This is a genomic window from Thalassotalea sp. PS06 (assembly GCF_007197775.1).
In the GTDB taxonomy this organism is placed as follows: domain Bacteria; phylum Pseudomonadota; class Gammaproteobacteria; order Enterobacterales; family Alteromonadaceae; genus Thalassotalea_A.
Genome location: NZ_CP041638.1, coordinates 2,043,887 through 2,070,742, shown reverse-complemented (window position 1 = coordinate 2,070,742; position 26,856 = coordinate 2,043,887). Strand labels below are relative to the sequence as shown.

24 protein-coding genes are annotated in these 26,856 nt (G+C 44.0%); 9 read left to right on the top strand and 15 right to left on the bottom strand.

All coding sequences use genetic code 11. From position 1 onward, the window contains the following. Positions 1-418: 418 nt before the first annotated feature. Positions 419-1,813, top strand: a complete 1,395-nt coding sequence (locus tag FNC98_RS09225; protein ID WP_143580955.1) for a cyanophycinase — start codon at positions 419-421, stop codon at positions 1,811-1,813. A 194-nt stretch (positions 1,814-2,007) separates the two neighbouring features. After that, entirely contained in the window at positions 2,008-2,448 is a 441-nt protein-coding gene (locus FNC98_RS09220; protein ID WP_143580954.1) for an SRPBCC family protein, read from the top strand. A gap of 113 nt (positions 2,449-2,561) precedes the next feature. Here FNC98_RS09220 and FNC98_RS09215 read toward each other — a convergent pair whose 3' ends face one another. Then, positions 2,562-2,936 (bottom strand): hypothetical protein, encoded by a 375-nt coding sequence (locus tag FNC98_RS09215; protein WP_143580953.1) that lies wholly within the window; start codon positions 2,934-2,936, stop codon positions 2,562-2,564. 151 nt (positions 2,937-3,087) lie between these two features. After that, positions 3,088-5,556: an acyl-CoA dehydrogenase FadE gene (gene fadE, locus FNC98_RS09210; RefSeq protein WP_143580952.1), complete on the bottom strand. Its 2,469-nt coding sequence runs from the start codon at positions 5,554-5,556 to the stop codon at positions 3,088-3,090. Between the two features lie 186 nt (positions 5,557-5,742). On the opposite strand from fadE, the gene FNC98_RS09205 reads away from it, so the two are divergent. Then, positions 5,743-6,528 (top strand): class II glutamine amidotransferase, encoded by a 786-nt coding sequence (locus FNC98_RS09205; RefSeq protein WP_143580951.1) that lies wholly within the window; start codon positions 5,743-5,745, stop codon positions 6,526-6,528. A 127-nt stretch (positions 6,529-6,655) separates the two neighbouring features. After that, complete coding sequence (locus FNC98_RS09200) at positions 6,656-10,096, top strand: hypothetical protein (protein WP_143580950.1); 3,441 nt, start codon at positions 6,656-6,658, stop codon at positions 10,094-10,096. Positions 10,097-10,121: 25 nt separating this feature from the next. Here the strand turns inward: FNC98_RS09200 and FNC98_RS09195 are convergent, their stop codons facing one another. The 3 genes from FNC98_RS09195 to purM all read right to left on the bottom strand — a co-directional run bounded on the left by FNC98_RS09195 (position 10,122) and on the right by purM (position 12,726). Then, positions 10,122-10,928 (bottom strand): DUF3108 domain-containing protein, encoded by an 807-nt coding sequence (locus FNC98_RS09195; RefSeq protein WP_143580949.1) that lies wholly within the window; start codon positions 10,926-10,928, stop codon positions 10,122-10,124. Positions 10,929-11,034: 106 nt separating this feature from the next. After that, on the bottom strand, positions 11,035-11,685 hold the full coding sequence (purN, locus tag FNC98_RS09190) for a phosphoribosylglycinamide formyltransferase (RefSeq protein WP_143580948.1): 651 nt from the start codon (positions 11,683-11,685) through the stop codon (positions 11,035-11,037). Beyond that, a complete protein-coding gene (purM, locus tag FNC98_RS09185; protein ID WP_143580947.1) occupies positions 11,686-12,726 on the bottom strand; it encodes a phosphoribosylformylglycinamidine cyclo-ligase in 1,041 nt (346 codons plus the stop codon). It abuts the gene before it with no gap. Between the two features lie 350 nt (positions 12,727-13,076). Here purM and FNC98_RS09180 point away from each other — a divergent pair, with 350 nt between their 5' ends. Next, positions 13,077-14,171, top strand: coding sequence for a DUF2066 domain-containing protein (locus FNC98_RS09180; RefSeq protein ID WP_143580946.1), 1,095 nt, complete (start codon positions 13,077-13,079; stop codon positions 14,169-14,171). Next, positions 14,171-14,875, top strand: coding sequence for a DnaA regulatory inactivator Hda (hda, locus tag FNC98_RS09175; RefSeq protein ID WP_143580945.1), 705 nt, complete (start codon positions 14,171-14,173; stop codon positions 14,873-14,875). The genes FNC98_RS09180 and hda overlap by 1 nt, the downstream gene beginning before the upstream one ends. A 1,102-nt stretch (positions 14,876-15,977) precedes the next feature. On the opposite strand, the gene FNC98_RS09170 is transcribed toward hda, so the two are convergent. From FNC98_RS09170 to FNC98_RS09155, 4 genes are read right to left on the bottom strand one after another with little or no spacing between them, the layout of a single operon-like run. Beyond that, positions 15,978-17,882: a hypothetical protein gene (locus tag FNC98_RS09170; protein ID WP_143580944.1), complete on the bottom strand. Its 1,905-nt coding sequence runs from the start codon at positions 17,880-17,882 to the stop codon at positions 15,978-15,980. Positions 17,883-17,895: 13 nt separating this feature from the next. Continuing rightward, complete coding sequence (locus FNC98_RS09165; RefSeq protein WP_143580943.1) at positions 17,896-18,297, bottom strand: DUF2069 domain-containing protein; 402 nt, start codon at positions 18,295-18,297, stop codon at positions 17,896-17,898. Positions 18,298-18,310: 13 nt separating this feature from the next. Then, positions 18,311-18,664 carry an arsenate reductase (glutaredoxin) gene (gene arsC / locus FNC98_RS09160; protein ID WP_143580942.1) on the bottom strand — a complete coding sequence of 118 codons (354 nt, stop codon included), beginning with the start codon at positions 18,662-18,664 and terminating at the stop codon, positions 18,311-18,313. Between the two features lie 54 nt (positions 18,665-18,718). Continuing rightward, positions 18,719-20,185, bottom strand: coding sequence for a M48 family metalloprotease (locus tag FNC98_RS09155; protein ID WP_143580941.1), 1,467 nt, complete (start codon positions 20,183-20,185; stop codon positions 18,719-18,721). A 248-nt stretch (positions 20,186-20,433) separates the two neighbouring features. On the opposite strand from FNC98_RS09155, the gene FNC98_RS09150 reads away from it, so the two are divergent. Together FNC98_RS09150 and FNC98_RS09145 are read left to right on the top strand one after the other, a co-directional pair. Continuing rightward, complete coding sequence (locus FNC98_RS09150; RefSeq protein WP_143580940.1) at positions 20,434-20,673, top strand: sulfurtransferase TusA family protein; 240 nt, start codon at positions 20,434-20,436, stop codon at positions 20,671-20,673. After that, positions 20,666-21,739, top strand: a complete 1,074-nt coding sequence (locus FNC98_RS09145) for an AI-2E family transporter (protein ID WP_143580939.1) — start codon at positions 20,666-20,668, stop codon at positions 21,737-21,739. Before FNC98_RS09150 ends, FNC98_RS09145 begins: the two co-directional genes overlap by 8 nt. A gap of 69 nt (positions 21,740-21,808) precedes the next feature. On the opposite strand, the gene bcp is transcribed toward FNC98_RS09145, so the two are convergent. Then, the gene (gene bcp, locus FNC98_RS09140; RefSeq protein WP_143580938.1) at positions 21,809-22,279 is read right to left on the bottom strand and encodes a thioredoxin-dependent thiol peroxidase; all 471 of its coding nucleotides are present in this window, start codon (positions 22,277-22,279) and stop codon (positions 21,809-21,811) included. A gap of 31 nt (positions 22,280-22,310) precedes the next feature. Then, positions 22,311-22,823, bottom strand: a complete 513-nt coding sequence (locus FNC98_RS09135; protein WP_143580937.1) for a glycine cleavage system protein R — start codon at positions 22,821-22,823, stop codon at positions 22,311-22,313. Positions 22,824-23,248: 425 nt separating this feature from the next. On the opposite strand from FNC98_RS09135, the gene bamC reads away from it, so the two are divergent. Further along, a complete protein-coding gene (bamC, locus tag FNC98_RS09130; protein ID WP_143580936.1) occupies positions 23,249-24,310 on the top strand; it encodes an outer membrane protein assembly factor BamC in 1,062 nt (353 codons plus the stop codon). An 80-nt stretch (positions 24,311-24,390) separates the two neighbouring features. Here the strand turns inward: bamC and FNC98_RS09125 are convergent, their stop codons facing one another. From FNC98_RS09125 to FNC98_RS09110, 4 genes are read right to left on the bottom strand one after another with little or no spacing between them, the layout of a single operon-like run. After that, on the bottom strand, positions 24,391-24,573 hold the full coding sequence (locus FNC98_RS09125; protein WP_143580935.1) for a DUF2897 family protein: 183 nt from the start codon (positions 24,571-24,573) through the stop codon (positions 24,391-24,393). 31 nt (positions 24,574-24,604) lie between these two features. Further along, the gene (locus FNC98_RS09120) at positions 24,605-25,267 is read right to left on the bottom strand and encodes a M15 family metallopeptidase (RefSeq protein ID WP_143580934.1); all 663 of its coding nucleotides are present in this window, start codon (positions 25,265-25,267) and stop codon (positions 24,605-24,607) included. A 1-nt stretch (position 25,268) separates the two neighbouring features. Next, positions 25,269-26,408 (bottom strand): succinyl-diaminopimelate desuccinylase, encoded by a 1,140-nt coding sequence (dapE, locus tag FNC98_RS09115; RefSeq protein ID WP_143580933.1) that lies wholly within the window; start codon positions 26,406-26,408, stop codon positions 25,269-25,271. After that, positions 26,401-26,757 carry an ArsC family reductase gene (locus tag FNC98_RS09110; RefSeq protein ID WP_143580932.1) on the bottom strand — a complete coding sequence of 119 codons (357 nt, stop codon included), beginning with the start codon at positions 26,755-26,757 and terminating at the stop codon, positions 26,401-26,403. The genes dapE and FNC98_RS09110 overlap by 8 nt, the downstream gene beginning before the upstream one ends. Positions 26,758-26,856 lie beyond the last annotated feature (99 nt).

Here is a 26,856-nt window from a genome sequence, read left to right as displayed (position 1 = left end):
AAATGGATAGCAAAATCTACAAGAATTAAAATCCTGTAGCAATATTCGAATGGTTGAAAAACGCTTTTGGAAACGCAAAACCGTCTAGTTTCGCTCACTGCGCTAACGGTACCTAATCGCCTAAGGTGTCGGTACGGATGAAAAAATTTCGCGCAAATATCAAAGCCAGGCTGTTAACCAAACTTTTACAATTCCCGTGACTGTGATACAACAGTATTGAACACTTCACTAATTAACTAGGAGAAATCAATGACTGTATGTGTTTTTGCTGCCCCTAGTGACCTACATGAATGTTCGTCCGAATACCATTTAAGCGAATGGTTCGACGAATAGCCACCTAACGTTTTTATCAAATCACACTCTCTCTGTGCCTGTTTTGGCGCGGGGTACTTTTTGATTTTTTGTTAGGTAACATCAAATGAATAATAAAAACAAAACGATTGTAACGTCACTACTTCTAACCCTGTTCTTTTCAACCTCAACCCTAGCTTGTACGCAAGCGGAATCTGAACCTAATGATTCCGAGTCTCAAGCAACGCCAATAACCTGTTCAGATACCACGATTGCCGGTAACAGCAGCCGCAATGATATTGACTGGTTTGAATTCACAACTGCAGATAACGGCACCGTGAGTGTAAGTTTGAATCACCATCGCAGTGATGATTTTGACTGGGCCTTGTATGGTGAGACCGGCGGCGCATTAATTGCCCGCGAAACCTCAAATATTCCCGAGCAGGGAAGCATTTCGGTTCCTGGGGGAAATTACTTTATTAAGGTGACCCGATATTCGGGCCGAGGTTGGTATGATTTAGATGTAAGCTTCCCTGAAGGCTCAACCCCTCCGCCACCGCCGAGCGAAGACTGTGGCTATGGTGATATACCATCGGCACCGGGCGCATTATCAAGTTGGTTAACCGGTAATGCAGGTGATGCCTGCGGCTCTCTTACTCAGGGCCAGGGTGCAACCTTGTTGATGGGCGGCGGCAGTGATGTCGATGCTGCATTTTCTAACCGGGTATTACCTCATATCAGTGCCGATATGGATGTGGTGATCATTCGTACCTCAGGTAGTGACGGCTACAACGACTATTTAAATGGTTTGCTAAATGCCGATTCGGTAAATACCTTGTTAGTTGATTCTCGCACGCTTGCTAATAGCGATTATGTAAATTGGGTGATAAAAAGCGCCGAATTTGTGTTTATTGCTGGCGGTGATCAGGCTGACTATCTGAATCAGTGGCAGGGCACCGAGCTTCAGAACTCGTTACAGCACGTTTATGATAAAGGCGGCGTTGTTGGCGGTACCTCTGCCGGTATGGCGCTGTTGGGCGGCACGGTTTACGATCCTGATGGCATTCTTGGCGCAATTTCTGATGAAGTGGTTACGGATTTTTGCCATGAGACGATTAACTTTAGCGGTGGAGTTTTTAACAACAGCTTGCTCGCTAATGTGGTAACCGACACCCACTTTGCCGAGCGTGATCGTATGGCTCGCTCTATCGTGTTCCTTGGTCATCAAAGTGCCAATGCTAAGGTGATTTCTGCCGATGAAAATACCTCATTATTCGTTAACAGTGATGGTGCAAGCCAGGTTGATGGTAGCGGTGCGGTATACGTATTTCGCGAAACAGCGAGTACCCAGAGAACCCAGTTAAGCTGTGGCTCACCGGTTATCTATGAAAATGTAGAGCGTATTAAATTAACGTCTGGAGATACGATTAACCTGAGTAACTGGCAACACAATGGCGCGGTTATTAACGTGTCAATTGATGGTCGTCAGAACAACTATTACACACCGACAAACCCTTACTAACTTGTGAGGCAACAGGAGCGTTCGTTAGATCGCTCCTTTATTTTTAGACTTTCCTCAACTTCCATAACTATCGTCTGGTGTTTCAAATATTACTTGCATCTGATCCGCTGATTAGCGAAGAGAGTTTCTGGTGATTCTTGCGCTTTAACAGGCCTCAATTATAGTTAAATCATACCCTTGAAAGGCTTAATGGAATGAAATACACCTTAGAAATTGATATCGCTCTACCTATCGATAGAGTTATCGAGTTATTCGATAACCCCCACAATCTAAAAAAATGGCAGCCGGATCTCATCAGCTTTGAAACCATTAGTGGTAAACCCGGAGAAGAGGGCACAGAATCGAGGTTACTTTATCGCATGGGCAATAAGGAAATTGCGATGACCGAAACCATTACCGTTAAGCACCTTCCTGAGCAATTCAGTGGCGTTTACGAAACCGATAATGTCTGGAATCTGGTTGATAATTCATTTATTTCAATTTCTGAAAACCAAACTCGCTGGGTAGTGAAGAATGAATTTAAGTGCAGTGGCTTTGTGAAATTAATGATGATGCTCATGCCGGGGATGTTTAAGAAACAATCGAACCGTTATATGGAGCAGTTTAAAGAGTTTGCGGAAACGCAGGTCGGTTAGAATAGACGGCAGACGACAGATGGCAGAAGGTAGACGTTATCTTAATTCTGAATTCTGTGCACTGCCATCTTGGATTGCAAAAAGGCGCTAATTTAGCGCCTTTGTTAGTGATTTTAAACTCCGTCAAAATCGATGGCATAAGCGGTAGCATGGCACCGCAATAGTGTTGTGCAGCTACCGTAATTGCTGAGTCTTTCGCAAGGGTCGAATACGATGGCGTTGCCGCCGAGCTCCTGGGCATCGGCTTTTAATTGTCTTTCCAGATGTTTAAACGACGGAGCAGGCTCAATTTTGTCGGTATGGCAGTATTCTTCGTTGAGAGATCCTAAGTATCTGTGGTTGTAACTCATCAATTCTTCGAAGCTGTATGTTTCAACCTTTCCTGCGCGAAATCCCGTTTCCACCCAATCTCCGGTGTTGCTGGAAATACGAACGTTGGAACAACCGGATAATAGTAAAATTAAGGCGAAAAGCTTTAAAGCGCGCATGTTGACTCTCTTTTGTTGTGATGAGTTACGAAAATCATAGTAACCAATTCAATTCTATAAAGAAAGTAATGTGCTAAGTTTCTTATTAAGGTTTTGATAAGACATAAAAAAAGGCGCTTTAAGCGCCTTTTTCATCTGAACCAAGCAGAAGTTAAGCTGCTTTAACGTCTTTCTTACCTTCTTTGATTTTAAGGTAACGTTCTTTGTCTACCACTAAATCAATTGGGTCAAAATCATCAACGTTAATGGTTTGTAGACGACCTTCTTCGGTGATACGAAGTTGTTGTGCTTCGGTATCATCAATCCAGCCATTCTCAAGCGCTTCTTCTGCTAACTTATCTAGGTTGATAAGAGGGATACGCTTACCAGCTTGCTTAGAGATCTTAGCGATGATCGCTTCGCTCTTAATCACGTTATCAAGAGTGAGTTCAAGCTTACCTAAGATGTTGCCATCTTCTTTATTCAGATACTGACCAGCACCTAGACGGTCACGGGCTGCACCTGGAGTTTGCATGATTTTCGCAATTTTGTGATCAAGCTTGTCTGAAGGCTTAGTTAAGTGACGACCAAACGGTAGTACCACTAAACGGAACAGGGCAGCGAATACTGGGTTAGGGAAGTTGCTGATCAACTCATCAATCGCTTGCTGAGTCTTGAACAGGCTATCTTCTACCGCCCACATCATTAGTGCTTCGTCTTCTTTTTGACGACCTTCATCGTTAAAACGTTTTAGAGTTGCTGATGCAAGGTACATGTAACTCAGGATGTCTCCAAGACGAGCTGAGATACGCTCACGACGTTTCAAATCACCACCTAGAGCGGCCATTGAAAAATCTGATAAGAACGCCATGTTTGAGCTAAAACGAGTTAGCAACTGATAATAACGTTTGGTTTTATCGTTGTACGGCGATTTCTTGAAGCGTGCACCGGTTAGTGAGAACCAGATTGAACGAACCATGTTAGAGATAGTAAATCCAATATGGCCAAATAGGGCTTTATCGAAATCGTCTAACGCTTTGTTGAAATCTGGGTTCGCTGCAGCTTCCATTTCTGCCAATACATAAGGATGACAGCGGATTGCACCTTGACCATAGATGATCATGTTACGGGTCAGGATGTTTGCACCTTCTACTGTGATAGCGATAGGCGCACCCTGGTAACCACGGCCAAGATAGTTATTTGGACCTAAACATACACCCTTACCACCGTGAATATCCATGGCATCAATGATACTGTCACGCATTTTCTCGGTTAGATGATATTTACAGATAGCTGAAATAACCGACGGTTTTTCACCTAAATCGATAGCACCGGTAGACATGGTTGTTACCGCATCCATCAGATAAGCATTCCCACCGATACGACCCATGGCTTCTTCAATACCTTCCATTTTACCGATAGGTAGTTTGAATTGGCGACGAATGTGTGCGTAAGCTCCGGTAGCCAAAGCGGCAGTTTTTACACCACCCGCTGAATTTGAAGGTAGGGTGATTGCACGACCAACCGACAAACACTCAACCAGCATACGCCAGCCTTGACCAGCCATTTCTTTACCACCAATGATGAAATCTAGTGGTACGAATACGTCGTTACCTTGAGTAGGACCATTCTGGAACGTCACGTTCAGTGGAAAGTGACGACGACCAGTGACCACTCCTTCGATATCGGTTGGGATCAATGCACAGGTAATGCCTAAATCTTCGGTATCACCGATTAGACCGTCTGGGTCGCGTAGTTTAAACGCCAGACCTAAAATGGTCGCAACTGGTGCCAGTGTTATGTAACGCTTGTTCCAGGTAAGGCGCATGCCCAACACCTCTTTACCTTCGAACTCGCCTTTACAAACAATCCCGTAATCTGGAATTGCACCGGCATCAGAACCTGCTTCCGGAGAAGTCAGGGCGAAACATGGAATTTCTTCACCATTAACAAGACGCGGCAAATAGTAGTCTTGCTGCTCTTTAGTACCATAGTGTTGTAACAACTCTCCCGGGCCTAACGAGTTTGGAACACCTACTGTACTTGAAAGTACCGCAGATACACTGGAAAGCTTTTGCAATACGCGAGACTGGGCGTAAGCGCTGAATTCTAAACCGCCGTATTGCTTTTTGATGATCATCGCGAAGAACTTGTTGTCCTTCAGGTACTGCCACACTTCAGGCGTAAGATCGGTGAGTTCATGAGTGGTTTCCCAGTCATCACACATGCGACAAACTTCTTCAACCGGACCGTCCAGAAACGCTTGTTCTTCAGCGCTCAGGCGAGGTTGCGGATAGTTGTGCATTTTCTGCCAATCAGGATCACCTTTGAACAGATCCGCTTCAAACCAGGTAGTACCGGCATTGATAGCTTCACGCTCAGTGGATGACATTTCCGGCATGATCTTGCGGAAAACTTTCAGGATTTTGCCACTGATAAGTTGTTTACGAATGCTGGCTACGTTTAACGGCACAGCCAACGCAGCGAAAATTACCCAACTCATTAAGCCGGTAACGTCAAAAATACTGCCTACTACTAACAGGACTGCATAACCCAATGTAAACATCCCAAGAGATGCACGGGTATAAGCAAGGTAGGTCGTGATAGCAGCAAAGGCTGCCCACCAAATGAGATACTCCACAATAGCTCCTTAACTTGTCTAGAGGTCTGACCACTCAGTTAAAGGATAATTATAAAACTTCAGGTTTTCAATGCTTATTTTAAGCTTCTTTGCAAAAATAAAGATAAAAGTGTAAATCGCATGTTTACAGTGTTAAATTTTTGCTTTGATTTATACCTGGATTATACGAGCAAAAGGTGTTTTTAGATGTGTGAATTATTGGCAATGAGTGCCAATGTACCAACCGATATTGTTTTTAGTTTTACCGGACTGATAGAGCGGGGCGGTAAGACTGGCCCCCATAAGGACGGTTGGGGAATAACCTTTTATGAAGGGAAAGGTTGCAGAACCTTTCGCGATCCTCTGCCAAGCGCAACTTCTCGAGTCGCCAAGTTAGTAAAAGATTATCCCATTAAAAGTGAAGCAGTGATTTGTCATATTCGTCAGGCGAATGTTGGCCGCGTATCGCTGGAAAACACTCATCCATTTGTGCGCCAGTTGTGGGGACGCAACATTACCTTTGCCCACAATGGTCAACTCAAAGACTATGAACAAGCCCTTGATACTTCCTGGCATGAAGCCGTCGGGGAGAGTGATAGCGAACAAATATTTTGCTTTATCCTCGAACAATTGATGAACAAGTTTGGTCGTGAGAAACCAGAAACGTTGATACTGTTCGAATTCCTAACCTCGCTTTGCAAGCAGATTAATCAATATGGTGTGTTTAATACCATTATGTCCGATGGCGAGTTCCTGTTTTGCTATTGCGATACCAATTTGCATTGGATAACGCGCCGTGCGCCGTTTGGCCCAGCGAAGTTAATTGACACTGAAATGCTGGTGGATTTTAAAGAGGAAACCACACCCGATGATGTGGTAACCATTATTGCCACACAACCGCTTACTAATGATGAGTCCTGGCACAAGATGGCCAAAGGCGAAGCCATATTGTTCAAGCACGGCGAGAGGATTAAACAACGCAACAAGGATTAGATAATTTTAGGAATCGTTGTAGTAATTAGTGACTATTTGGCCGAAAAGCTTATAAAAATTATGAGGTTATCAATACCTGCTGCTATATTGAAAAGTAATATTTCTTGACGCAGGGATCGCGATTTACATGACAGCTAAATTTCAAGCAATTAGCTTGGTCTTACGATATGTAGCAATGGTTCCAATATTTGTTCTCATCGGCTGTGGTGGCGGAGATGGTGGTGACAAGGTACGGCAAACCGGGAATAACATTTACACGCTACAAAAGCCAAACTATACCGGAGCCACTAATCTATTTGAAATTCCGCAGCAAGAAGCCTCCGAAATCATTCTCGACGTAACTTTATTCATCGATCTAATTCAAACCATTATCTATGGAGATTCAAAGTGGCAATTTTTTCTTCTTCCGATAGAGAATTCTGGCACTACCTCTGAGGACATTTTTTGTTCATCAGGAAACGTGGAAACGGCAGAAATCGTCAAGGGTGAACATTTGCAGGTAACGTATTCGGACTGTTTGATTGAAGGGGTAACTTTTGATGGTAGTGTCGATGTCCATGTCATTGAACTTTCTGCTGACGGCTACATTCTTGAAAAAGACGTCATTGTCGATTTAACCATTTTAGAGGGGACGAACCAAGAGTTATTGTCGATAAATGGTTATGTCAAAACTAGGAAGCAAGGTGTTGAGAACAAACTTACCTCTTCCGCGCAAATTTTAATCGCAAGTGCTGAACAACAATTTTATTTTGACGATTTCGTCATCAGCGAAGAAGAAAACTTTAATTTTACTAGCTTCGATGGTGACATATATTTTTCAGAATTTGGCTTAATCCGTATTAATACTTCTTCATTGGCTGATAGACATCAAACTATAAGTTTTCAGTCGAACAACCAATTTGATGTAAATATTTCTTTGCAAAAATCTATCTATTATCAGTATGACGATAATTTTGTTCCGGTTTACATTGATTTAGACAACATACCTAATAGTTTTTTTGATGAAATTAATGATCAGCCGGTAGCTATGATCCACGCAGCCAAAGCCAGCGGAGAGAGAGATACTGAATTTTTGCTGTCAACCCAAGGATCTTACGATCCCGATCTAGAACCAATCATCTATCGATGGTCATTATTGAGCAAACCTGATGATTCTTTAGCTTATTTGGAGGGTAACAATTCGGCTTCATTATTTGCAGACTTACCTGGAAATTATACTTTGCAATTAGAGGTCAGTGACAGTGTTGGAAACTCAGACGTTATTACTCAGGATTTTTATGTAAAGCAGGGCAGTCCCATACTTCGGATTAATACAATGCAAGAATACGCTTTTGTTGATGATCCGGTCGACTTCACGGTGACACCCATGAATGATATCTATGATGGTCCGATCCATTTTCGACTATCCTATGGACCACCCGGTATGCATATCTCCCCGGGAGGGCTGGTGACCTGGGAGGCTAATGTACCGGATTTCAGTCGTGATTTAACCGTCAATTTTGCAGTAGATGCATACAATCGAGATAAAACATCAACGATTGAGCAAGCCGTGACAGTTAAAAGCCTGCACCCCAATCAATATCATACTTTGTTACCTCCGATCCCTGGTTTTAGAGACTGGGGCGATAACAACTTTGCTTTTAAAATCGATTCTACCAAAGAGGCTGTGATTAGTGGTGATAGAGCTTTTCAGCTTTCCTTGGATGAAAATAACCACATTCAAGTTTCCTCGCCATTTCGGGCGATACCCGTACACTTTGAATACCGTGCAAGCGCGAAATTAACCGACGGGCTATATCACTTTTTTGTGTCTGATAACCCCGATTATATTGGTCAAACTCCTTATCAATTATGGCGGCTAAGCGAGGCTACGCAAGCTCTGGAATTAATCGGTTCTGCGAACTTTGACAACTGGGCGAAAATCGATTTCAAAGACGTTAACAGTGATGGCGCCATCGAATTGGTCGGCTATCGCGATAAAGCTTTTCAAACAGACCCTATTGTATATAGCACTTTTGACTTTAAAAAGTTATACGAGGTAACGAATGCCCCAGAGTATGGTGTAACACTATGTGATTTTGATGGCGATGGTATGGATGAATTTATTGCCCGACATGAAATTTATAGCTTTGATAAAGGGGAGACAATTGCAAGCACAGAGTTAACTATCGCAGTGTCTGTGCTGATAAATGGCTCTGAGAGTTGCCATGTGTTGGCTCATGGTTACGACGGGATCTTGGTGCTACTATCCTGGGAAAATGGTCAGGTTAAATATACGCCTTTAACTGAGGAAATAAAACTTCACCGGGATAGGCTTAGCGTTAATCTGGATAATCAATCAGATACGGAAATATTATTCTACGATTTTAATAAACACATCTGGATTTCTTTTAGTGTAAACATTGATGGAAGTGTTGATAAAACCATTGTAAAGGCACCAGTAAATATTAATACGGACCAGGTAATCAGTGCCTTTGATATCGACGGTGACGGCTTTGATGAGATATTGTTATATAAATTCACCACCGAATCTTACGACAATACCGGGACAGAAAACCTGATATCTGCGTATTCCATTGAAGGTGATCAAATGAGCATTGAGTATACAATGAAATCGTCTTTTCTTGATATGACAATGAACAATCATATATCTGATTTTAATGGAAGCGAGGTTTCTATATATCGAAATTACGATTTTAATGATGCGCGTATTGGAGAGTTTAGTAAAGGCCGTGAGAAGCTCACACGGACCTTAGCAGCACCGATATATGGGGCATCGCATGGTAAAATTATTGGCTCGCATGTAACTAACGGACAACATTTCTATTATGTGGAGTCAGGAACGAACGCTGAAAAATCAATAAACAAATACACGAATACTGGAGCCTTAATCTGGCGAACACAACCAATTGACCATTATTCCAGCCGTAATTTAATGGACTTTCAAGTGAAGATGGGAAATATGGTAGCTTTATCAAGATTGGGGATGTTACTAATAGATGATAAGAGCGGCAACATTATCCATGTCATAAACGAATACCATTTGCATCTAACCAAGGTAACCCCTAGCGTGTTTGATGCTCTTCTTATTACCAGCTTCCACCCTCCGGGCGTGCACACAATAGAAAATCAAGAATTTACCATGCTTTGGGATGCCAGCGATAATAACTGGGGATTGGAAAGTGATGATCTTGGTCAAATTGAATTCATACAATATGACAATGATGAACAGCTAGAGCTAGTAATTTATCCGCGGGTGAACGCAGGGGCTTTTGTCATTCTTGATTCATTAACCTGGAATTACGAGACATTACCGCCATTTCTTGATGCTACTACCTCAAATTTTCCGTCTGACTTTTTTGATTCAAAGTCGAGTTGTTTACCGAATGACACTCAATGCAGACATAAATTTATTGTTGGTAGCGACCCACGGTTAGTTGATAAGTTAACAGGCAAAACAATTTGGAAAGTGCCAATAAAGTTATACTCAGAGCCACGGTTTTACGTTCATCCCAATGGACACATCAGTACAGCCATTGGTGGGGTCGGTTTGTACATCTTTGACTAGCACCGCCCCCTAAACGTGCTGAAAATTAACGTCTATCGATAGGCGCTATGGCGTCGTCAGCTTCTTCTTCAGACTGTTCCAGGCTGACAAGTTCGGCCTGGACTTGTTGATAGCTGCCTTCGATTTGATGCAGTTTGACTAGAAGGTAATTCAGCTTTGGTGCAAACCAGGCGTAGGTGACTTTCTCGTCATTTTTTCGACGACGAAGCTTCACCGTATCAACTAATCCGTATGGCAGCATGAGTTCTTCTTCACCGACGTATTCAAATTCGTACTCGCGAATTTTTCCTGAGGTCGACAGGATGGGAAAACGGTAACGGTCAATGCCGTTAATTAAGTTAAAACGAGATTGTAAGTGAAAGCTGAGTTTGCTTTGTAACCCTTCAGGCCACTTTATATCGACGGTTTTCTCTTTTTTCAGATCCGTTGCCTGAGAATTTTCTTTATCAAACTGCCAGTGGTAATACTTATCTTTACCGGTACCTTCACGAATTGATTCATAGGTGAGCGGGATAACTCGGCCATCTTCAATTTTATTGGTGGTAATTTCTTTGCGCTTATCTTTGAGGATTAGCCATTTGATTTTGGTTTCGTAACTAAATTCTACGGAACCATCATCATGATTAACTAAAGCTCGTGTCGCTTTACCGACGATATCGCCACCATGGACAATATTATACTTGGCCACGAAGTCGGGAATGGTACTAACCATATCATTAGATTGATTCTCGGAAGCTTGCTGGGAATATGCAGAGAATGAAAGGAGCACGAGAGAAGACAGAAAACAAAAAATGGGCTTCGAACCACGAGTTTTGTTGGTCATTTGCGGCATAGGTGCTCCTTAACTATTGGTATTTGCTATTACGTTGGAAAATACCAATGAAAGGAAGTTCAATTTTTATTGAAACAAATCGGCTTAAGCTTTTAACTTAAAAACCTTATTCTTCATTGGCATAGCCATTTTCGGCAAGGGGCTTACCATCAAGGATGGCACAATTTTCAGCCATTGTTAAGCGCTCCTGGCAAAACCAATTCACAACCAGAGGATAAATGCGATGTTCCTGCTCATGAACCCGAGCGGCTAAATCCGATGCTTCATCACCTTCAAATACCGGAACTTTTGCCTGCAGAATAACCGGACCACCGTCCAGCTCTTCAGTAACAAAATGCACACTTACACCATGAGTTTTATCACCGGCATCAATCGCACGTTGATGGGTGTTAAGCCCTTGGTATTTAGGCAGCAGTGAAGGGTGGATGTTTAACAACTTGCCCAGATAATGTTGCACAAACTCTGGGGTTAGAATGCGCATAAAACCTGCCAGTACCACTAAATCGGGTTGGTAGGCATCAATGCACTTCATCAGGTTTTGATCGTAGGTTTCGCGGCTGGCAAACTCTTTGTGTGATAGCACTTCATTGGCGATGCCGGCATTTTCGGCGCGGGTTAAGCCATAAGCGTCAGCGATGTTAGAGATAACCCCAACAACATCGCCTTCGATTTGCTCAGCATTGCAGGCATCAATGATTGCCTGCAAGTTGCTGCCACTGCCCGAAATCAGAACGACAATTCGTTTGTTTCCGGACATTTATTTGATTACCACCTGCTCGTCACCTTCAGCAGCGTCGGCAATCGCACCGATGTGCCATGCATTTTCGCCCTGGGCTTTCAGGATTTCTAAGCTCTGCTCAAGCTTATCGGCAGGAACCGCTAAGATCATACCAACACCACAGTTGAAGGTGCGGTACATCTCATGCTCAGTGATGTTGCCTTTTTCCTGAAGCCAGTTGAATATTTCAGGCCACTGCCAGCTTGAACCATCGATAACAGCTTTGCTGCCGGCTGGTAATACGCGAGGAATATTTTCCCAGAAACCACCACCTGTGATGTGAGAAAGGGCATTTACTTTAACGTCTTTTAAAAGAGCAAGGGTAGATTTAACGTAAATCTTGGTCGGCTCAAGTAAGTGTTCAGCAATCGATTTGCCCGCTAGCAATTCGCTGGTATCCGTATTGTTTACTTCCAATACTTTACGAATCAGAGAGAATCCGTTTGAGTGAGGACCTGAAGAGGCAAGGGCGATTAACTGGTCGCCTGCGGCAACGTCTTCACCGGTAATCAGTTCAGACTTTTCCGCAACACCAACGCAGAAACCAGCGATATCGTAATCACCAGCGTGATACATACCTGGCATTTCCGCGGTTTCACCACCAACTAAAGCACAGCCAGATTGCACACAACCTTCAGCAATACCAGCAACAACATCAGAAGCAACGTCTACTTCCAATTTACCCGTTGCGTAATAATCAAGGAAGAACAGAGGCTCAGCACCTTGAACGAGCAAGTCGTTTACACACATAGCTACCAAATCGATACCTACGGTGTCGTGCTTTTTCAGGTCGATGGCAAGACGTAATTTCGTACCAACGCCGTCAGTACCTGAGATAAGAACCGGCTCTTTGTAGCCAGTCGGTAATTGACACACGGCGCCAAAGCCGCCCAAACCGCCCATCACTTCAGGACGTTGAGTACGTTTTACCGCACCTTTGATGTTTTCAACTAAGGCATTACCTGCATCGATATCAACACCGGCATCTTTATAGCTAAGAGATTGTTTCTGCTCGCTCACTTCGAACCCTTATTTAATGACTATTCAGTTGGGAAATTGATCTTTCTCGTCGTTTTTAACGGGATTTTCACTGAAAAAGTTAAGTCCACGTTGCTGCGCTTGTAAATCATTGATTGCAATTTTCGTCAAAGTTCATACTATGCAAGTATATCCATTCGCGAAATACGATGAATTTTGTCTAAATCGCCATCAGTTTGCAGTTAAAACAAACAACAAAGTTCAACAGCCCCCTGGTTACACTGGTAAAAATTGCGGTTATTCTACCAGTGCAGCGCCGTGGTTAAAATCTCTGTGAGAAAATATTTTCTTTTCTTGGTTAAATTCTTGGTCTTTATGATAATATTCGCCCTATGAAAATGATAAAAAATTTGTATAAGCGCGTTGCGGTAAGTCTTTTGCTAGTTGGCCTGAGTGCAGGTACCAGTCAAGCCGTTCAGGTTGATAATCTGTACCAGGGGCAAGTGAGTGTGCCTAGCCAATCTTCCCAATCCCGTAATGAAGCGGTACGTAGTGCCTTTCGTCAAGTTCTGGTTAAAATTGCTGGCAGTGAGTCCGTTGCCAATAATGCAACATTAATTTCTGCATTACGTCGTCCAAATAACTACCTCAGTCAATTCAGTTACACCCAGCAGGATCGTCAAGTATATCTTGTTGCCGATTTTGATCAGGATAAAGTCAATCTGTTGCTGCAAAAAGCACAGGTTGGGATCTGGGGTAAACATCGTCCTTTGATTACCGTTTGGTTAATCGAAGAAAATGGCAATCGCCGCTCGATTGTCGCTGACTCTTCTCCTGAACCTATGGTGGCAGCGTTTAAACGCCAGGCTTCCACTTACGGTCTGCCCGTTAACTTTCCATTGATGGACTTAACCGATGCGATGGAAGTATCCACCGGTGATGTGTGGGGCCGTTTCCAACGCCCACTAACCGAGGCGTCGAGTCGTTATAATTCCGAAGCCATTGCGGTCATTCGTCTGTCAGATTCTTCGCTCGTCGACAGACAGAGCCGTGAAGCTAACAGCGACGCTAAAGTACTCGACTGGACATTATTTGTTAATGGTGGACGCTCTTCAAAGCGCTACCAGGGAACTGACAAGGATGCTTTACTGGAAAATGCAGCCAGTGGTATCGCCCAGTCTTTGTATCAGCAAAACTCTTACAGTGTATCGGCCCAGGCGAATAACTCGACACAGATTGAAATTCTCAATGTTGACTCCATGTCTACGTTCAAAGAAGTGAAAGAGTTTTTGCAGAGCCTGACTCAGGTTTCCAGCGTGCAACTTGTCTCTGTTGAAGGGCAGAAAATGCTATTTAATTTGTCTTTGTTATCCAGTGAAGCCGCAATCAAACAGGCATTAAGGCTTGAAGGTAAGCTGGTTGAGGGCACTGATCCATTAGAACGTGACCAATCCGAGCAAGTCAGCCGGTTTATTTGGAAGGGTTAATGTCGAAATACAATCAGCTGCCGTTGGCAGTTCATTTACCAGACGATGAGACCTTTAAGAGTTTTTATTGTTCAGAGCAGCAATCATTGATCGCCAACCTTCAAGGTTTTATTGAAGGCAACAATCAAGGCACCAATGGTTTTTATCTGTTCGGACAAAACGGTGTTGGTAAATCCCATTTGTTACACGCAAGTTGTGCTTATGCAAGTCAGAAGGGCCTTAGCTCTGTTTGTTTGCCGTTGGCGGAACTGGTCGATATGTCGGTGGAAGTTCTCACCGATCTTGAACAAGTGGATTTGATCTGTCTTGATGATATGCAGCTGATTGCTAACTCAAATAGTTGGCAGCGAGCCATCTTTGATTTGTATAACCGGGTTATCGAAAACGACAAAAAAATTATTCTTAGCGGTAATGACAGTGCAGCACAATTGGGTATAGGCTTACCGGATTTACTGTCTCGAATCACCTGGGGCATGGTTGATCAGGCAAAGCCATTGAATGATGCTGAAAAAGCGAAAGCCTTAATCATGCGGGCAAAGCTTCGAGGTATTGATTTGAATGAGGAGACGGCTCGTTACCTGATCAACCGATTATCCCGTGATATGGCGTCTTTAATTGATAGCCTGGATACGCTTGATAAAGCTTCGATTCGTGAGCAGCGCAAGATTACCATCCCTTTTATTAAAAGCACGCTTTTGAAGTAATTCCTGACGAGAGATACCGGACGCCTCCGGTATGACGAAACAGGGTTGCCAGGCAAAAAATCGAATCCGCATTTTCAACGTCTTTCCGGTCTACGAACCGGACTCTGATCCTTCACGTCATTCCGGTCCACGAACCGGAATCTGATCCTTCACGTCATTCCGGTCTACGAACCGGAATCTGATCCTTCACGTCATTCCGGTCTACGAACCGGAATCTGATCCTTCACGTCAATCCGGTCTACGAACCGGAATCTAAGCCTTTAGCGTAATCAAATATCAAGAGATAACAGACGCCTGAGGTATGACGGAATGGTGGTTTTAGGCTAAGAAGGCCAAACCCGACGTTCAACGTCTTTCCGGCCACTAAACTTCAACTTAAGCTTCTTGCGTCATTCCGGTCCACGAACCGGACTCCAAATCCCTAGCGTCATTCAGGAGTATATAAACCGTCATTCCGGTCTACGAACCGGAATCTAAGCCTTTAGCGTAATCAAACATGAGAGATACCAGACGCCTCCGGTATGACGAAACAGGGTTGCCAGGCAAAAAATCGAATCCGCATTTTCAACGTCATTCCGGTCTACGAACCGGAATCTAAGCCTTTAGCGTAATCAAACATGAGAGATACCAGACGCCTGAGGTATGACGGAATGGTGGTTTTAGGCTAAGAAGGCCAAACCCGACGTTCAACGTCTTTCCGGCCACTAAACTTCAACTTAAGCTTCTTGCGTCATTCCGGTCCACGAACCGGACTCCAAATCCCTAGCGTCATTCAGGAGTATATAAACCGTCATTCCGGTCTACGAACCGGAATCTAAGCCTTTAGCGTAATCAAACATGAGAGATACCAGACGCCTCCGGTATGACGAAACAGGGTTGCCAGGCAAAAAATCGAATCCGCATTTTCAACGTCATTCCGGTCTACGAACCGGAATCTAAGCCTTTAGCGTAATCAAACATGAGAGATACCAGACGCCTGAGGTATGACGAAACTTCGTTTTTCTGCTTTCCGTTGCGTCATTACACTAATAGCATTCAAACATTATTACGAATACAAAAAAGGCCAGTAAAACTGGCCTTCTTTAAATCAATTTTCAAGCATCTATTGTTCCGGATCGGCACGAAGATGCGGCTCATAATTCTGGAACAGCACCGGCTGTTTGCTTCCAAAAGTCGAAAACGCTTCTGGACGACTTCTCAGTTGTTCGCCATTGGCAGGCGTCAACGCCAGGTTTTCTATCCACGATAGTCCCGGCGTCATCAACACCGGTGGTAATAAATCATCGGCGCGGTTGTTGATATCAAACTCAGGCAGTAGACGCTCGGTGACAAAAATGGCCCTTGGCAGAATATCATTGACCGCAACCCGGCCGCGTTGTCCCCAACTAACGATGTAGTCATTACCGGTAATGTTATCGCCTTGAGGCTGATTGGTTACCGCGGTATCGCGGCGCACACCGTAGCGCAGCGCCATCATGGTTTCTTCGAAAAGAATTGCTAAATCTTCTCTCGTTGTGGTGTAGTTGTAGAAATCATTAGCGAAATCATTTTTGTAAAATTCTGCCACATCCGCGGGCAAATACGCTCGTTGTGTAGCATTGGCCTGAGCACCGAGAAAGCGCACTTCGGCAAGGCCCAACATTTCCTGGCTCAGAAGAGGGTAAATATTATCAAGTCGATCGGATATCTCGCTATTTTGGTTGGCTGCATCGACAACCCGAGTTGAACTGGAAAACGATGACCAGTCTGCAGGACTGAGAAAATCATTAGCATGTCCCAATTCGTGATAGAGCAAATCAGCCAAATCGTACTTGATATCGAGCAGCGGCCGGTCTTCCCTGTCACCTGGGTTCACAAAAAAGCTCACGTATTCATTATCTTTAGTGTAGCGCCATGGCAACACGAACTGCAGGTCATTACCAAAGTCTGCCCTATAATCCGGTGCTTCGTTGATGGTATCGCGTTCATCGGCGGTCAACCAAAGGGAATTTGGATCGAGATATATGGCACCAGTTGCTGTCCAGTAGAAAGAGGGGCGAACGTCGTATGAGATTACGACGGCGGTGGTTGCTCTTAGGAGGTTTTTAAAATCGTTAAAGTTATCGTAGGCTTCGAGGTATTGTTTAAACCTGTCACCCATCCAGCGATGGGAGACCACAACCCTGTCCATAATGTCGTCAATCGTTGGATCTAAAGTGTCCTGAGCTAACAAAGGTAACTGCGAAAAACGACAGGAACTGGTTAGCTGGTTCGAATAAACACACTCAACCAGGTCATTGCTGTATGGGCTTAAACTGTTGTATGGGAATACTTTAGCTAGCGGTTCATCATCAAAGTAAGCGTTATTGGCGATGCCGGCAGTATTTTCTACCAATACCGAAACGGTATCAGTATAAACATTACCATTGTCTGGGTCGGTAACTTCAGCTTCTAATTCGATAACGGTATCTTGAGTCACCTGAGGGGCATTGAAAATTGCTACTCGTGAGCTCTCATTTCTACTATCAAAGCTTACGCTTGGTCCAGATATCTGACGCCAGCTAACATCTTGTCCATCAAATGCATCCGGTAAAAATGCCCTTAACGAAACACCGCCACCTTCAACCACACTGTGCCCTAATCTGGCGACTAATGTTGGGGTGTCAGATGTAGCGGAGAAGCTCACGTTATCCTGATAGGTTTGGCCATCGCTCTGGAAACTAACCTGAAACGCGTAATCACCTGCTTCGGGGACGGTGAATGCCAACACCTTGCCTTCGGTGTGAACTAAGGTAGCGTTGGCGCCGCTGGTTTGTTGCCAGCGAATATTCGATACGTCGTTTCTGTTCAGCACTAAAACTAGCTCAATCGCACTGCCTCGCGCAATAACTGTGTCATTCAATACTATGTTATCACCGGTGATCGGATCCTGTGGGATAAAGCCGTCACCATCGGAATCGCCACCACCGCCACAAGCGTAGAGCAGGGGAGCCGTGACACAAAGTAAAGCTGATCGAGAGAGTTTCATTGCTGCAATTACCTCAGTTATTCTTTTCTTTACGATTTTTCTTTAATCCTAGACCCAGTTCCTGGCCTTTATATTTCGAGTAATAGGTACCAGCAAAAAACATAAGGCTGGCTAATGCCAGTTCTATTGCTGCAAGCCAGCGTTCTTCAGGCGATACCCAAAGGGTGGTTAGTGAGTGCAGGAAATAAATCATGACAATGAAATTCGCCCAGGCGAAAGTATATGGATTGCCTTTCACTAACCCTGGTAGCGGAAACAAAAGGGGGATCACAAACATGGATACTGACAATAACGGTGACAAACCTTCACTCGGAGAAAGTACGATCAACCATAATGGCATAAAAACCAGCAGACCAAAGTAACCGGTCAGTGCCATGCGCTTTAACATTGGCGTTGAAAAAGTCTGTTTACTCATAATAGGTTCTAAATTACTGCTCAATTAAGGCCAATACATTTTCCGGAGGACGACCAATACAGGCTTTATCGCCATGAACGACAATCGGGCGCTCGATAAGCTTTGGAGCTTTTACCATGCCATCAAGCAAGGCGTCAGCGCTACTGTCTTTCGATAAACCCAGCTCTTTAAACTCAGCCTCTTTCGGACGCATCATCGCCAAAGGCTCTACATTGAGCAGTTGCCCTAACTCAATGAGCTGTTCTTTGTTTAAAGGAGTTTTTAAATACTCGACGATATTCACGTCAACGTTGGCATCTTCCAAAAGCTGCAGAGTCTGGCGGCTTTTGGAACATCTTGGGTTATGGTAAATCGTGTATTGACTCATAGTTTTCTCTTTCAATAATTTAACGAAGGGGATATCGCTTTCAGATCAGCCCACCTATAAACGTTTCAATTGGTTCTCACGTTCCTGAAACTGCACAATGCGAGCCTTAATGCGTTTTTTCATCAAAGACTGTTCGTCGGCATAATTGTAAGCGGTGTGTAATTCATCGATGGCCTTTGGATAAAGACCAAGTAACGCATAAACTTCAGCCTGGCTGGCATGCATTTGTGAAGGTTTATCCTGTTTGCGATAGGACTCGGTAAGCAAATCGTAAGCAATAAAATGACCAGGATTTAAAATCAGAAAATCCTGCAGCAAATTGGTGGCTAAATCATACTTCTCAGCGTAAATTGCACTATTGGCGTAGTTTAGCGTTACCACCTGGTTGTTCGGCTTAAGCTGGTTAAGCTTTTCCAGCATGGTAAGCGCATTATCGTACTTTTTCTGTTCCAAATAAGTGTCGGTTAACGCATCGACGAAGAACAGGTTATTCGGATGCTTTTCTAACAGTCCAGTCAAAAGTTCTTCGGCTTCCATGTATTGTTTGTCTGCAAAATACGATAACGCCAATCCATATTGAGCACCTTCAATACGTTGATATTTGTCTTTTTTCAGTTCCGCTGCAAAAGTTTTGATATTTCGCTTGGCATCGCCGCTGTATCTTGCTCTTAACCGGGCTTTCGCCAATTCAAAATCCAGACTGGCTGGTAGCAGACGACTTTGATACATCTGCGCCCGGTTACGGGAATCGGTGATACGAGAATCTGGTAACGGGTGAGTTAGTAGCATTGCCGGTGGTTTCGAAGTATAACGATATTTTGCCTGCATTTTTTTGAAGAAATCCGGCGCGCCATTTGGATCGAATCCACTATTGGCCAGGATAGACATGCCAACTCGGTCAGCTTCTTTCTCATTACTGCGGGTATAATTAATGCTCGCCTGCGCGCCTGCGGCATTTGCTGCGGAAAGCGCTGCCATGCCGACCTCAGGATTTACCAACGCCAGCAGCACCCCGGTAATCATACCGGCGATGCTCCAGGGCTGATTGCGCGATTGCGCCTCAAGTTTTCGAGCCAAATGACGTTGGGTAACGTGGGCAATCTCGTGCGCTAAAACCGATGCCAGTTCACTTTCGTTATCGGCCATGGTTAACAGGCCCGAATGCACACCGATATGTCCACCGAAAAAAGCAAAGGCGTTAATCTCTTTGTTATTGACTAAAAAGAAATCAAATTGGTAATTTACATCATCAGCATTTCTCACCAGTGAATTGCCTAAATGATTTATATATTCAATTAAAACAGGGTCCTGAATTAGCGGCATACTGGCCCGAACCTGGCGCATCATCGCATCACCAATATTTCGTTCTTTGTCCAGGGAAAGGGTAGAAACTGCAGACGTGCCGATTTCCGGCAACTGATTTTTATTGTCCTGAGCGAGTGAATTTCCAGCACCACTCAATGCCATTGCCATTAGGGCGCTGGCGATTAAAACTTTGGTCTTTTTATAGGTAATTTTCATTAATATCCTAACTACCACCATTACACCGATCAACAATCCTTAGAGCACTTGCAACTCGGATAGTTCAACGGGGGCAGACGAATTACACTAGCCATTGACCTGATATATTCGCTGATATGGCTAGAGATTACAATTATTGGACGAATAATTTCTCCGGCAGGGAAGCTGTGGTTTTATTCTCTGCAGCATATTGATAATATTGGCGTTTCAAAGGCAAATCAAATGATATACAGTGTCAGGAGGTTTGATTGTTAATCGCCTTAGAGCTCGACGCCAGAAAATGGAAATGTCCTCGCCCGTTGATCGAAACCAAGCTTTGCCTGCGACAGTTAACATCAGGGCAGAAAATGCGACTGTTGATAACTGATACCAGTTCGCAACGAGATATCCCGAAATGGCTATCCGCTACAGGTTTCGAATTTGCTATTACGCCTCAACAAACCGAGGTCATGGAAATAATCATTACAAAGAGAGAGCACGATGTTTAATTATATCGCCCAGTGGTATAAGGAAAAGTTCGCCGATCCTCATGCCGTAACCCTGTTTTTATTCATATCAATTTCTTTCGCGCTACTCTATTTCTTTTCTGATCTGTTAATGCCGATCATGGTGGCAATAGCGATCGCGTTTCTACTTGAACAACCGGTGCAACGGGTGATGAAAATCGGTATGAATCGGAATCAATCGGTATTACTGGTGATGCTGGTATTCTGTATTGTCGCTTTTACGGCCATATTCGGTTTAGTGCCTGTGCTTTGGCAACAGACAAGCAACCTGATTCAGGAAGTGCCGAATATGATCAGCAAGGGGAATAGCTATTTGATGACCCTGCCTGAGGAATATCCGGAAATTGTCACTGAATCGCAAATTGACACGTTAATTGGCTCAATGAAAGAAAAGCTGCTGCAGTGGGGACAAATTATCCTCGAAGCTTCGGTTAATTCGCTATCGAACATTGTCGCCTTGTTGATCTACCTGATCCTGGTACCAATAATGGTGTTTTTCTTCCTTAAGGATAAGGATGAAATGTTAGCCAACGCGATTCGTTTTTTACCCAAAGAACGTCGCTTAACGGCTCAGGTTGGTGCGGAAATGCATCAGCAAATTCACAATTATGTGCGCGGCAAAGTGCTAGAGATCATTATTATCGGTATCGCTGCAACGGTGATATTTGTACTACTCGGGTTGCGATACCCTGTGCTTCTTGGGTCTTTGGTCGGTTTGTCCGTATTAGTCCCTTATGTGGGCGCTGCGGTGGTAACCATTCCGGTTTGTCTGGTCGGCTTATTTCAATGGGGCTTTAGCGCTCAATTCGGTTATCTGCTGCTATGGTACGGCATTATTCAGGCGGTTGATGGCAATATCTTAGTACCTTTCTTGTTCTCTGAAGCGGTAAATCTGCACCCAGTGGCGATTATTATCGCGGTGATATTATTCGGAGGGTTATGGGGCTTTTGGGGCGTGTTTTTCGCTATTCCGCTGGCGACCCTGGTTAAAGCGGTGATCAACGCCTGGCCTTCAACGTCAGAATCTGATGACTTGGTGGTAGAATAAGCCAATCTAATTTAAATACAAAAAAACGCGTTAAGCATGCTCTGCTCAACGCGTTTTTATTACTTTTAATTACGCGTTCAAACTATCTAAAACCACCTGGTGGTGATCTTTGGTTTTGAATTTATCGAATAAGGTTTCGATATTGCCGTCAAGGCCAATTAAAAATGACAGGCGGTGAATACCGTCGTATTCACGACCCATAAACTTTTTCAGGCCCCAAACACCAAAGTCTTCCGCAACTTTATGGTCAACATCGGATAACAAGGTGAAGTTCAATTCGTCACGCTGACAGAACTTATCAAGTCGTTTCACTTCATCCGGACTGATTCCGAAAACCACGGTATCTAATTTATCAAACTCTGCTTTGTGGTTTCTAAGCTCTTGCGCTTGCACGGTGCAACCTGGTGTCATGGCTTTCGGGTAAAAGTATACCAATACCTTTTTCTTGCCGATGTAGTCGGCCAGAGATACTGGATTGTTATTTTGGTCGGGTAAGGTAAACAAAGGCGCTTTGTCGCCAACCTGTAATGGACTAACCATGTAATGTTCCTTAATTTAGGGCCTGTTAATGTCAGATGTGAAGCAACTTTCCAGAAATAGATAACTGTTCACATAAATGATTGAATTCGGGTTTGAGTGTTTCGAGACTGATCTCGTCACTGAGCTTAAATATCAGTTGTGAGGATATTTTCTCGGTTCGCTTGTCAGCTTTGGAACGAAGGGAAATTAAATCGAGATCACGGCGAGCAAAAAATTCGGTAACTTCTTTTAAAATTCCCGGAGCATCTTTACCGCTAAATTCTACGGTAACCTGATCGTCGCTTAGTTCCATACCCAAAGAATGAGTACGTTGGATGATGGTTAACAACTGCATCGAGTGGGCGAGTAGCGGCAGCCTGACTTCCAATTGATTAATTGCAGACTTAGTGCCAGATACCAACATGATAATAGAAAACTGGTCGCCAAAGATACCCATGCGACTGTCATCGATGTTACAGCCAAATTGCCATACCAGCTTCGTTAATTCACTGACGATGCCGGTTTTGTCTTTGCCAATGGCGGTGAACACCAGACTTTGTTTCATAAATCGTATAAGCAGCTTAACTCGTTAATAATTGGTAAACAGTATATCAACTAAGGTAGAAGATTGCTCCTGTGAAACGGATTATTGAACATTCTAAGTGTTTGTTCTTAAGACTATTGGCGGGACGAATGGATTGTTTAATCTTAGTTTTACAAGGATATCGTGACCTAAACCGCCGTAGGCTGAAATGCGAGGTGAGTTTTCAATTGGCAGGGGAACTATTTGTGTAGGAATACGTCAAATTTCAGCATTGAAGATAAGAATAAGACAGAGAAGGCTGTAATTATCCATTTTGTTGTTTTCTTAGGGCTTTCACTTACTGTGGTTTGTGGTAAAGTAAGCAGCCTATATCGATGATAGCTGATACCTATATATAACAAGCAAGAACAGCAAGTAATTGCAGGCTTTATTCATCAGGAGTTTTAATGAATCGCCGTACTTTTTATATTTCCCTACTGACCTTGGCAGTGAGTGCCTGTAGCACAGTAGAAACACGCAAGCAGGCAAAAGGCGAATTTGATTACGTCAATGAGGACGTACCGCAAGCGTTAATCGTGCCCGATAATCTTACCCAGCCAGCAAAAGAGTCTGAGTACAACGTACCTTCATTACAAGGGACTGCTGGCCCGGTAGGTAAAGAGCTGGACATTCGCGCTCCTTCTTTAGTGTTAGCCTTAGCATCTGGCAGCCGCGTTGATGAATTTGATAAATCGGCACAGATCTGGTTCGACAAAATTGATGATGACAGCGATTTACAAGAGGTTGTTGTCGGCGCCATAGAGAACTATCTTGCGGAAGAAGGTGTAGATTTAACCTCTAAGCAAGGTACTAAGTTAGAATCTGACTGGTTCCATCAGGAAACCAAAAGTGGCTTCTGGTTATGGGAAGATGTTGAAACTTCAGAGAGCTGGCGTTTTAAATATTCTCTGGTTACTAAGCCGCACGGTCGTAGCATTGGCTTAAATGTCGATTTGATTGACTACAAATCCGGTAACACCAGTAAAATCGATCCGATTGAGCAGCAACGTGTAGAAATGGCAATGATTAATGCCATCTCCGCGCAAATTGATTATGAATATCGCCTAAGCCTGAGAGATCAACGTCTGGCTCGTGCTAACCGTAAAGTCGTTTCGATGAGTTCAGATACAGATGGCAAGGCTGCATACCTGGTTGATTATCCGCAGCAGGAGTTCTGGGAATTATTGCCTGAGTTTTTCGAAAAGTATAACTTTTCAGTAACGGACCTCGACGAGTCTAAGTTTGTCTATATGGTGAGCTATGAGCGCAACGATCCAAGCCTTTGGGATGGCATCTGGGGTGAAGATGTTGGCGTAATTGAGTTAGAAGATGGTAGTTATGAATTCCATCTTGAGCGTCAAAATGGCAAAACACTGTTGACTATCTTCAACGACCAGCAGCAGGTGCTTAGTGAATCTGTGCTGGAAAACAACTTTGATATCATGTCCAGCGCTCTGACATTCGATTAATCATCATTGCAAAATCACCAAAAAAGCCGACTCAATAGTCGGCTTTTTTTATGGGAATTTTTGGATTTAGGGAGACCGATTTATTTGTCTCGAATCTCAGATTCTGCAGTTTTTTTCTTCTCTCCGGCGCGGGGCAGGGTTTCTTGCAAATCATTTAGACTTTTCTGGCGAATCGGATGGGCACTTTTTTGCAGCATCGATAGATTACCAATAATGATCGCCAGTCCAAGGACGATAATAACAACGATTAACCAGGTACTCATTCTATTCTCTGTATATTCGTAAATTTAATGTTCAAGCGGTTATTTTAACATACCTTGCAACTATCGAAGGTAATAACTTTGCAACGGTTTCAAATGCTGTTGTCGGTTTATTAGTCAAACACTGGTTGAGGACATCAATATCCATTTGTTGCTCGAACACTTCTGCCAAAGGGCGATAAGACAGATGCCAGGGCTCTGGCGCGATGCCTCCCTGGTATGTCTGATATGGGCGATAAAAATCAAACTGCTGACAATGGTTTTCAAGCCACTGATTTAACGGTGCCAAAGGTCCGCCGCGTTCATATTCCCAAGGTTCGAGCTGAAGTTTTTCGCCGGATAAAAGTTCGGGATCAAAGACGTCGATATCAGTGCCCCAGTGATGACGACTTGCTCCGGGCAGAGCAGAGTAGAGCAATATGGCATGAACCTGATCTTCAATTGCCAGGCTTTGCATATCCACCAGGCAATTATTGATATCAAGAACCGGGCGCTGACCATCAAGCTTGGCATTGAAAATACCTAACTGACGTTCATAAGAACGAAAAGCACTGACAATTTGCAGATTAAAGCCGTCCTTCGCCGCGGCTTGTTGCATCGCTTTAAAAGGCTCAACGACCTGTTTATGCAGGCCAATATGCTCCTGAATAAACTCGATGTGATCCTGAACCTGTCCAGTCAGCTGTTCCGGGGTCATATTATTTCGCCAATAAATTTACTAGCGTGTGATAGTACATGTCGGTTAGTTGCTCCAACGCGTCACATCTCACTTCTTCGTTAACTTTGTGGATGGTGGCGTTACATGGGCCTAGTTCAACCACTTGTGCACCGGTTGGTGCAATAAAGCGGCCGTCTGACGTACCACCGGCAGTAGATAGCGTAGTATCCAAGCCATTGGATGTTTTAATTGCTTTCGTCACCCCAGCTAACAGCTCACCTTCATCGGTCAAAAATGGTTTGCCATTGAAGGTCCATTTTATGTCGTAATCCAGTTGATGCTTATCTAAGGTTGCGGTAACTCTGTCAATAATTTGCTGGTCATTGATTTCAGTAGAGTAGCGCAGGTTGAAAATGGCATGTAGCTCGCCCGGAACAACATTGGTAGCGCCAGTACCGGAATTCAGATTTGATAACTGAAAACTGGTTGGTGGGAAGTAATCATTGCCATGGTCCCAAACCGTCTGACTTAATTCTGCAAGAGCAGGTGCTGCCTGATGAATTGGGTTTTTCACCAATTCAGGATAGGCTACGTGGCCTTGAACCCCATGAACGGTTAAATCGCCGGTAACTGAGCCGCGGCGGCCGTTTTTAACGATATCTCCAACTTCGTTGGTGCTTGATGGCTCACCAACGATACACCAGTCAATCTTTTCGTTACGGGCTTCAAGGGTATCAATAACCCGAGTTGTGCCGTTGATAAACGGGCCTTCTTCATCACTGGTAATCAGAAATGCAATCGAGCCTTTGTGATCTGGGTAGTCTTTTACAAAACGCTCAGTTGCAACCACCATCGCCGCCAAAGAGCCTTTCATATCCGCGGCCCCGCGACCATATAAAATACCATCCTTTATGGTTGGTTCAAATGGCGGTGTGTTCCACTTTTCCAGAGGGCCAGTCGGCACCACATCGGTGTGGCCAGCAAAACAGAAGACCGGCTTTTCTGTACCGCGGCGCGACCACATATTGATGGTATCTGCAAAGACCATAGATTCGTTTTCAAAACCTACGGCTGCGAGTCGGCTGCCCATTAATTCCTGGCAACCGGCGTCTTCAGGGGTGACAGATTCGCGGGAAATCAGATCACAGGCCAGTTCAATCACATCGGGTAGATTACTCATTGGCGAAAATATCCTGATACTGATCGGCTTTGAAGCCTAAGTGAAACTGACCGTCGGTTTTTAACAGAGGTCTTTTCAGTAAGGTGGGGTGCTCGACAAGCACGGCTGCACCAGCGCTGGTTTCAAGTTGAGCTTTAACGCCGTCTTCAAGTTGGCGAAATGTCGTGCTGCGTTTATTCAGTAATTTATCCCACTCATTACCTTCAACAAATTCGCGAATCAGTTCATCGCTAACACCATCTTTTCGTAAATCATGGAATTGGTAATCAATGCCGTTTTGCTCCAACCATTTTCGGGCTTTTTTCACGGTGTCACAATTGTGGATACCATAGACGACAGGTTGTTTCATAGTTCCTTACAGCTCTTGTTGTTTGATTTGACTGGCTTTATTAAACCATATTCTTGGTGGCTTCGCAGTAATAAGCTGTAGCAAATTTTCTTGTTCCTG

Bases quoted from the DNA above. Each gene is read 5' to 3' on its own strand.
- FNC98_RS09225 (WP_143580955.1), top strand. From the start codon at position 419: ATGAATAATAAAAACAAAACGATTGTAACGTCACTACTTCTAACCCTG.
- FNC98_RS09220 (WP_143580954.1), top strand. From the start codon at position 2,008: ATGAAATACACCTTAGAAATTGATATCGCTCTACCTATCGATAGAGTT.
- FNC98_RS09215 (WP_143580953.1), bottom strand. From the start codon at position 2,936: ATGCGCGCTTTAAAGCTTTTCGCCTTAATTTTACTATTATCCGGTTGT.
- FNC98_RS09205 (WP_143580951.1), top strand. From the start codon at position 5,743: ATGTGTGAATTATTGGCAATGAGTGCCAATGTACCAACCGATATTGTT.
- FNC98_RS09200 (WP_143580950.1), top strand. From the start codon at position 6,656: ATGACAGCTAAATTTCAAGCAATTAGCTTGGTCTTACGATATGTAGCA.
- FNC98_RS09195 (WP_143580949.1), bottom strand. From the start codon at position 10,928: ATGCCGCAAATGACCAACAAAACTCGTGGTTCGAAGCCCATTTTTTGT.
- purN (WP_143580948.1), bottom strand. From the start codon at position 11,685: ATGTCCGGAAACAAACGAATTGTCGTTCTGATTTCGGGCAGTGGCAGC.
- FNC98_RS09180 (WP_143580946.1), top strand. From the start codon at position 13,077: ATGAAAATGATAAAAAATTTGTATAAGCGCGTTGCGGTAAGTCTTTTG.
- hda (WP_143580945.1), top strand. From the start codon at position 14,171: ATGTCGAAATACAATCAGCTGCCGTTGGCAGTTCATTTACCAGACGAT.
- FNC98_RS09170 (WP_143580944.1), bottom strand. From the start codon at position 17,882: ATGAAACTCTCTCGATCAGCTTTACTTTGTGTCACGGCTCCCCTGCTC.
- FNC98_RS09165 (WP_143580943.1), bottom strand. From the start codon at position 18,297: ATGAGTAAACAGACTTTTTCAACGCCAATGTTAAAGCGCATGGCACTG.
- arsC (WP_143580942.1), bottom strand. From the start codon at position 18,664: ATGAGTCAATACACGATTTACCATAACCCAAGATGTTCCAAAAGCCGC.
- FNC98_RS09155 (WP_143580941.1), bottom strand. From the start codon at position 20,185: ATGAAAATTACCTATAAAAAGACCAAAGTTTTAATCGCCAGCGCCCTA.
- FNC98_RS09145 (WP_143580939.1), top strand. From the start codon at position 20,666: ATGTTTAATTATATCGCCCAGTGGTATAAGGAAAAGTTCGCCGATCCT.
- bcp (WP_143580938.1), bottom strand. From the start codon at position 22,279: ATGGTTAGTCCATTACAGGTTGGCGACAAAGCGCCTTTGTTTACCTTA.
- FNC98_RS09135 (WP_143580937.1), bottom strand. From the start codon at position 22,823: ATGAAACAAAGTCTGGTGTTCACCGCCATTGGCAAAGACAAAACCGGC.
- bamC (WP_143580936.1), top strand. From the start codon at position 23,249: ATGAATCGCCGTACTTTTTATATTTCCCTACTGACCTTGGCAGTGAGT.
- FNC98_RS09125 (WP_143580935.1), bottom strand. From the start codon at position 24,573: ATGAGTACCTGGTTAATCGTTGTTATTATCGTCCTTGGACTGGCGATC.
- FNC98_RS09120 (WP_143580934.1), bottom strand. From the start codon at position 25,267: ATGACCCCGGAACAGCTGACTGGACAGGTTCAGGATCACATCGAGTTT.
- dapE (WP_143580933.1), bottom strand. From the start codon at position 26,408: ATGAGTAATCTACCCGATGTGATTGAACTGGCCTGTGATCTGATTTCC.
- FNC98_RS09110 (WP_143580932.1), bottom strand. From the start codon at position 26,757: ATGAAACAACCTGTCGTCTATGGTATCCACAATTGTGACACCGTGAAA.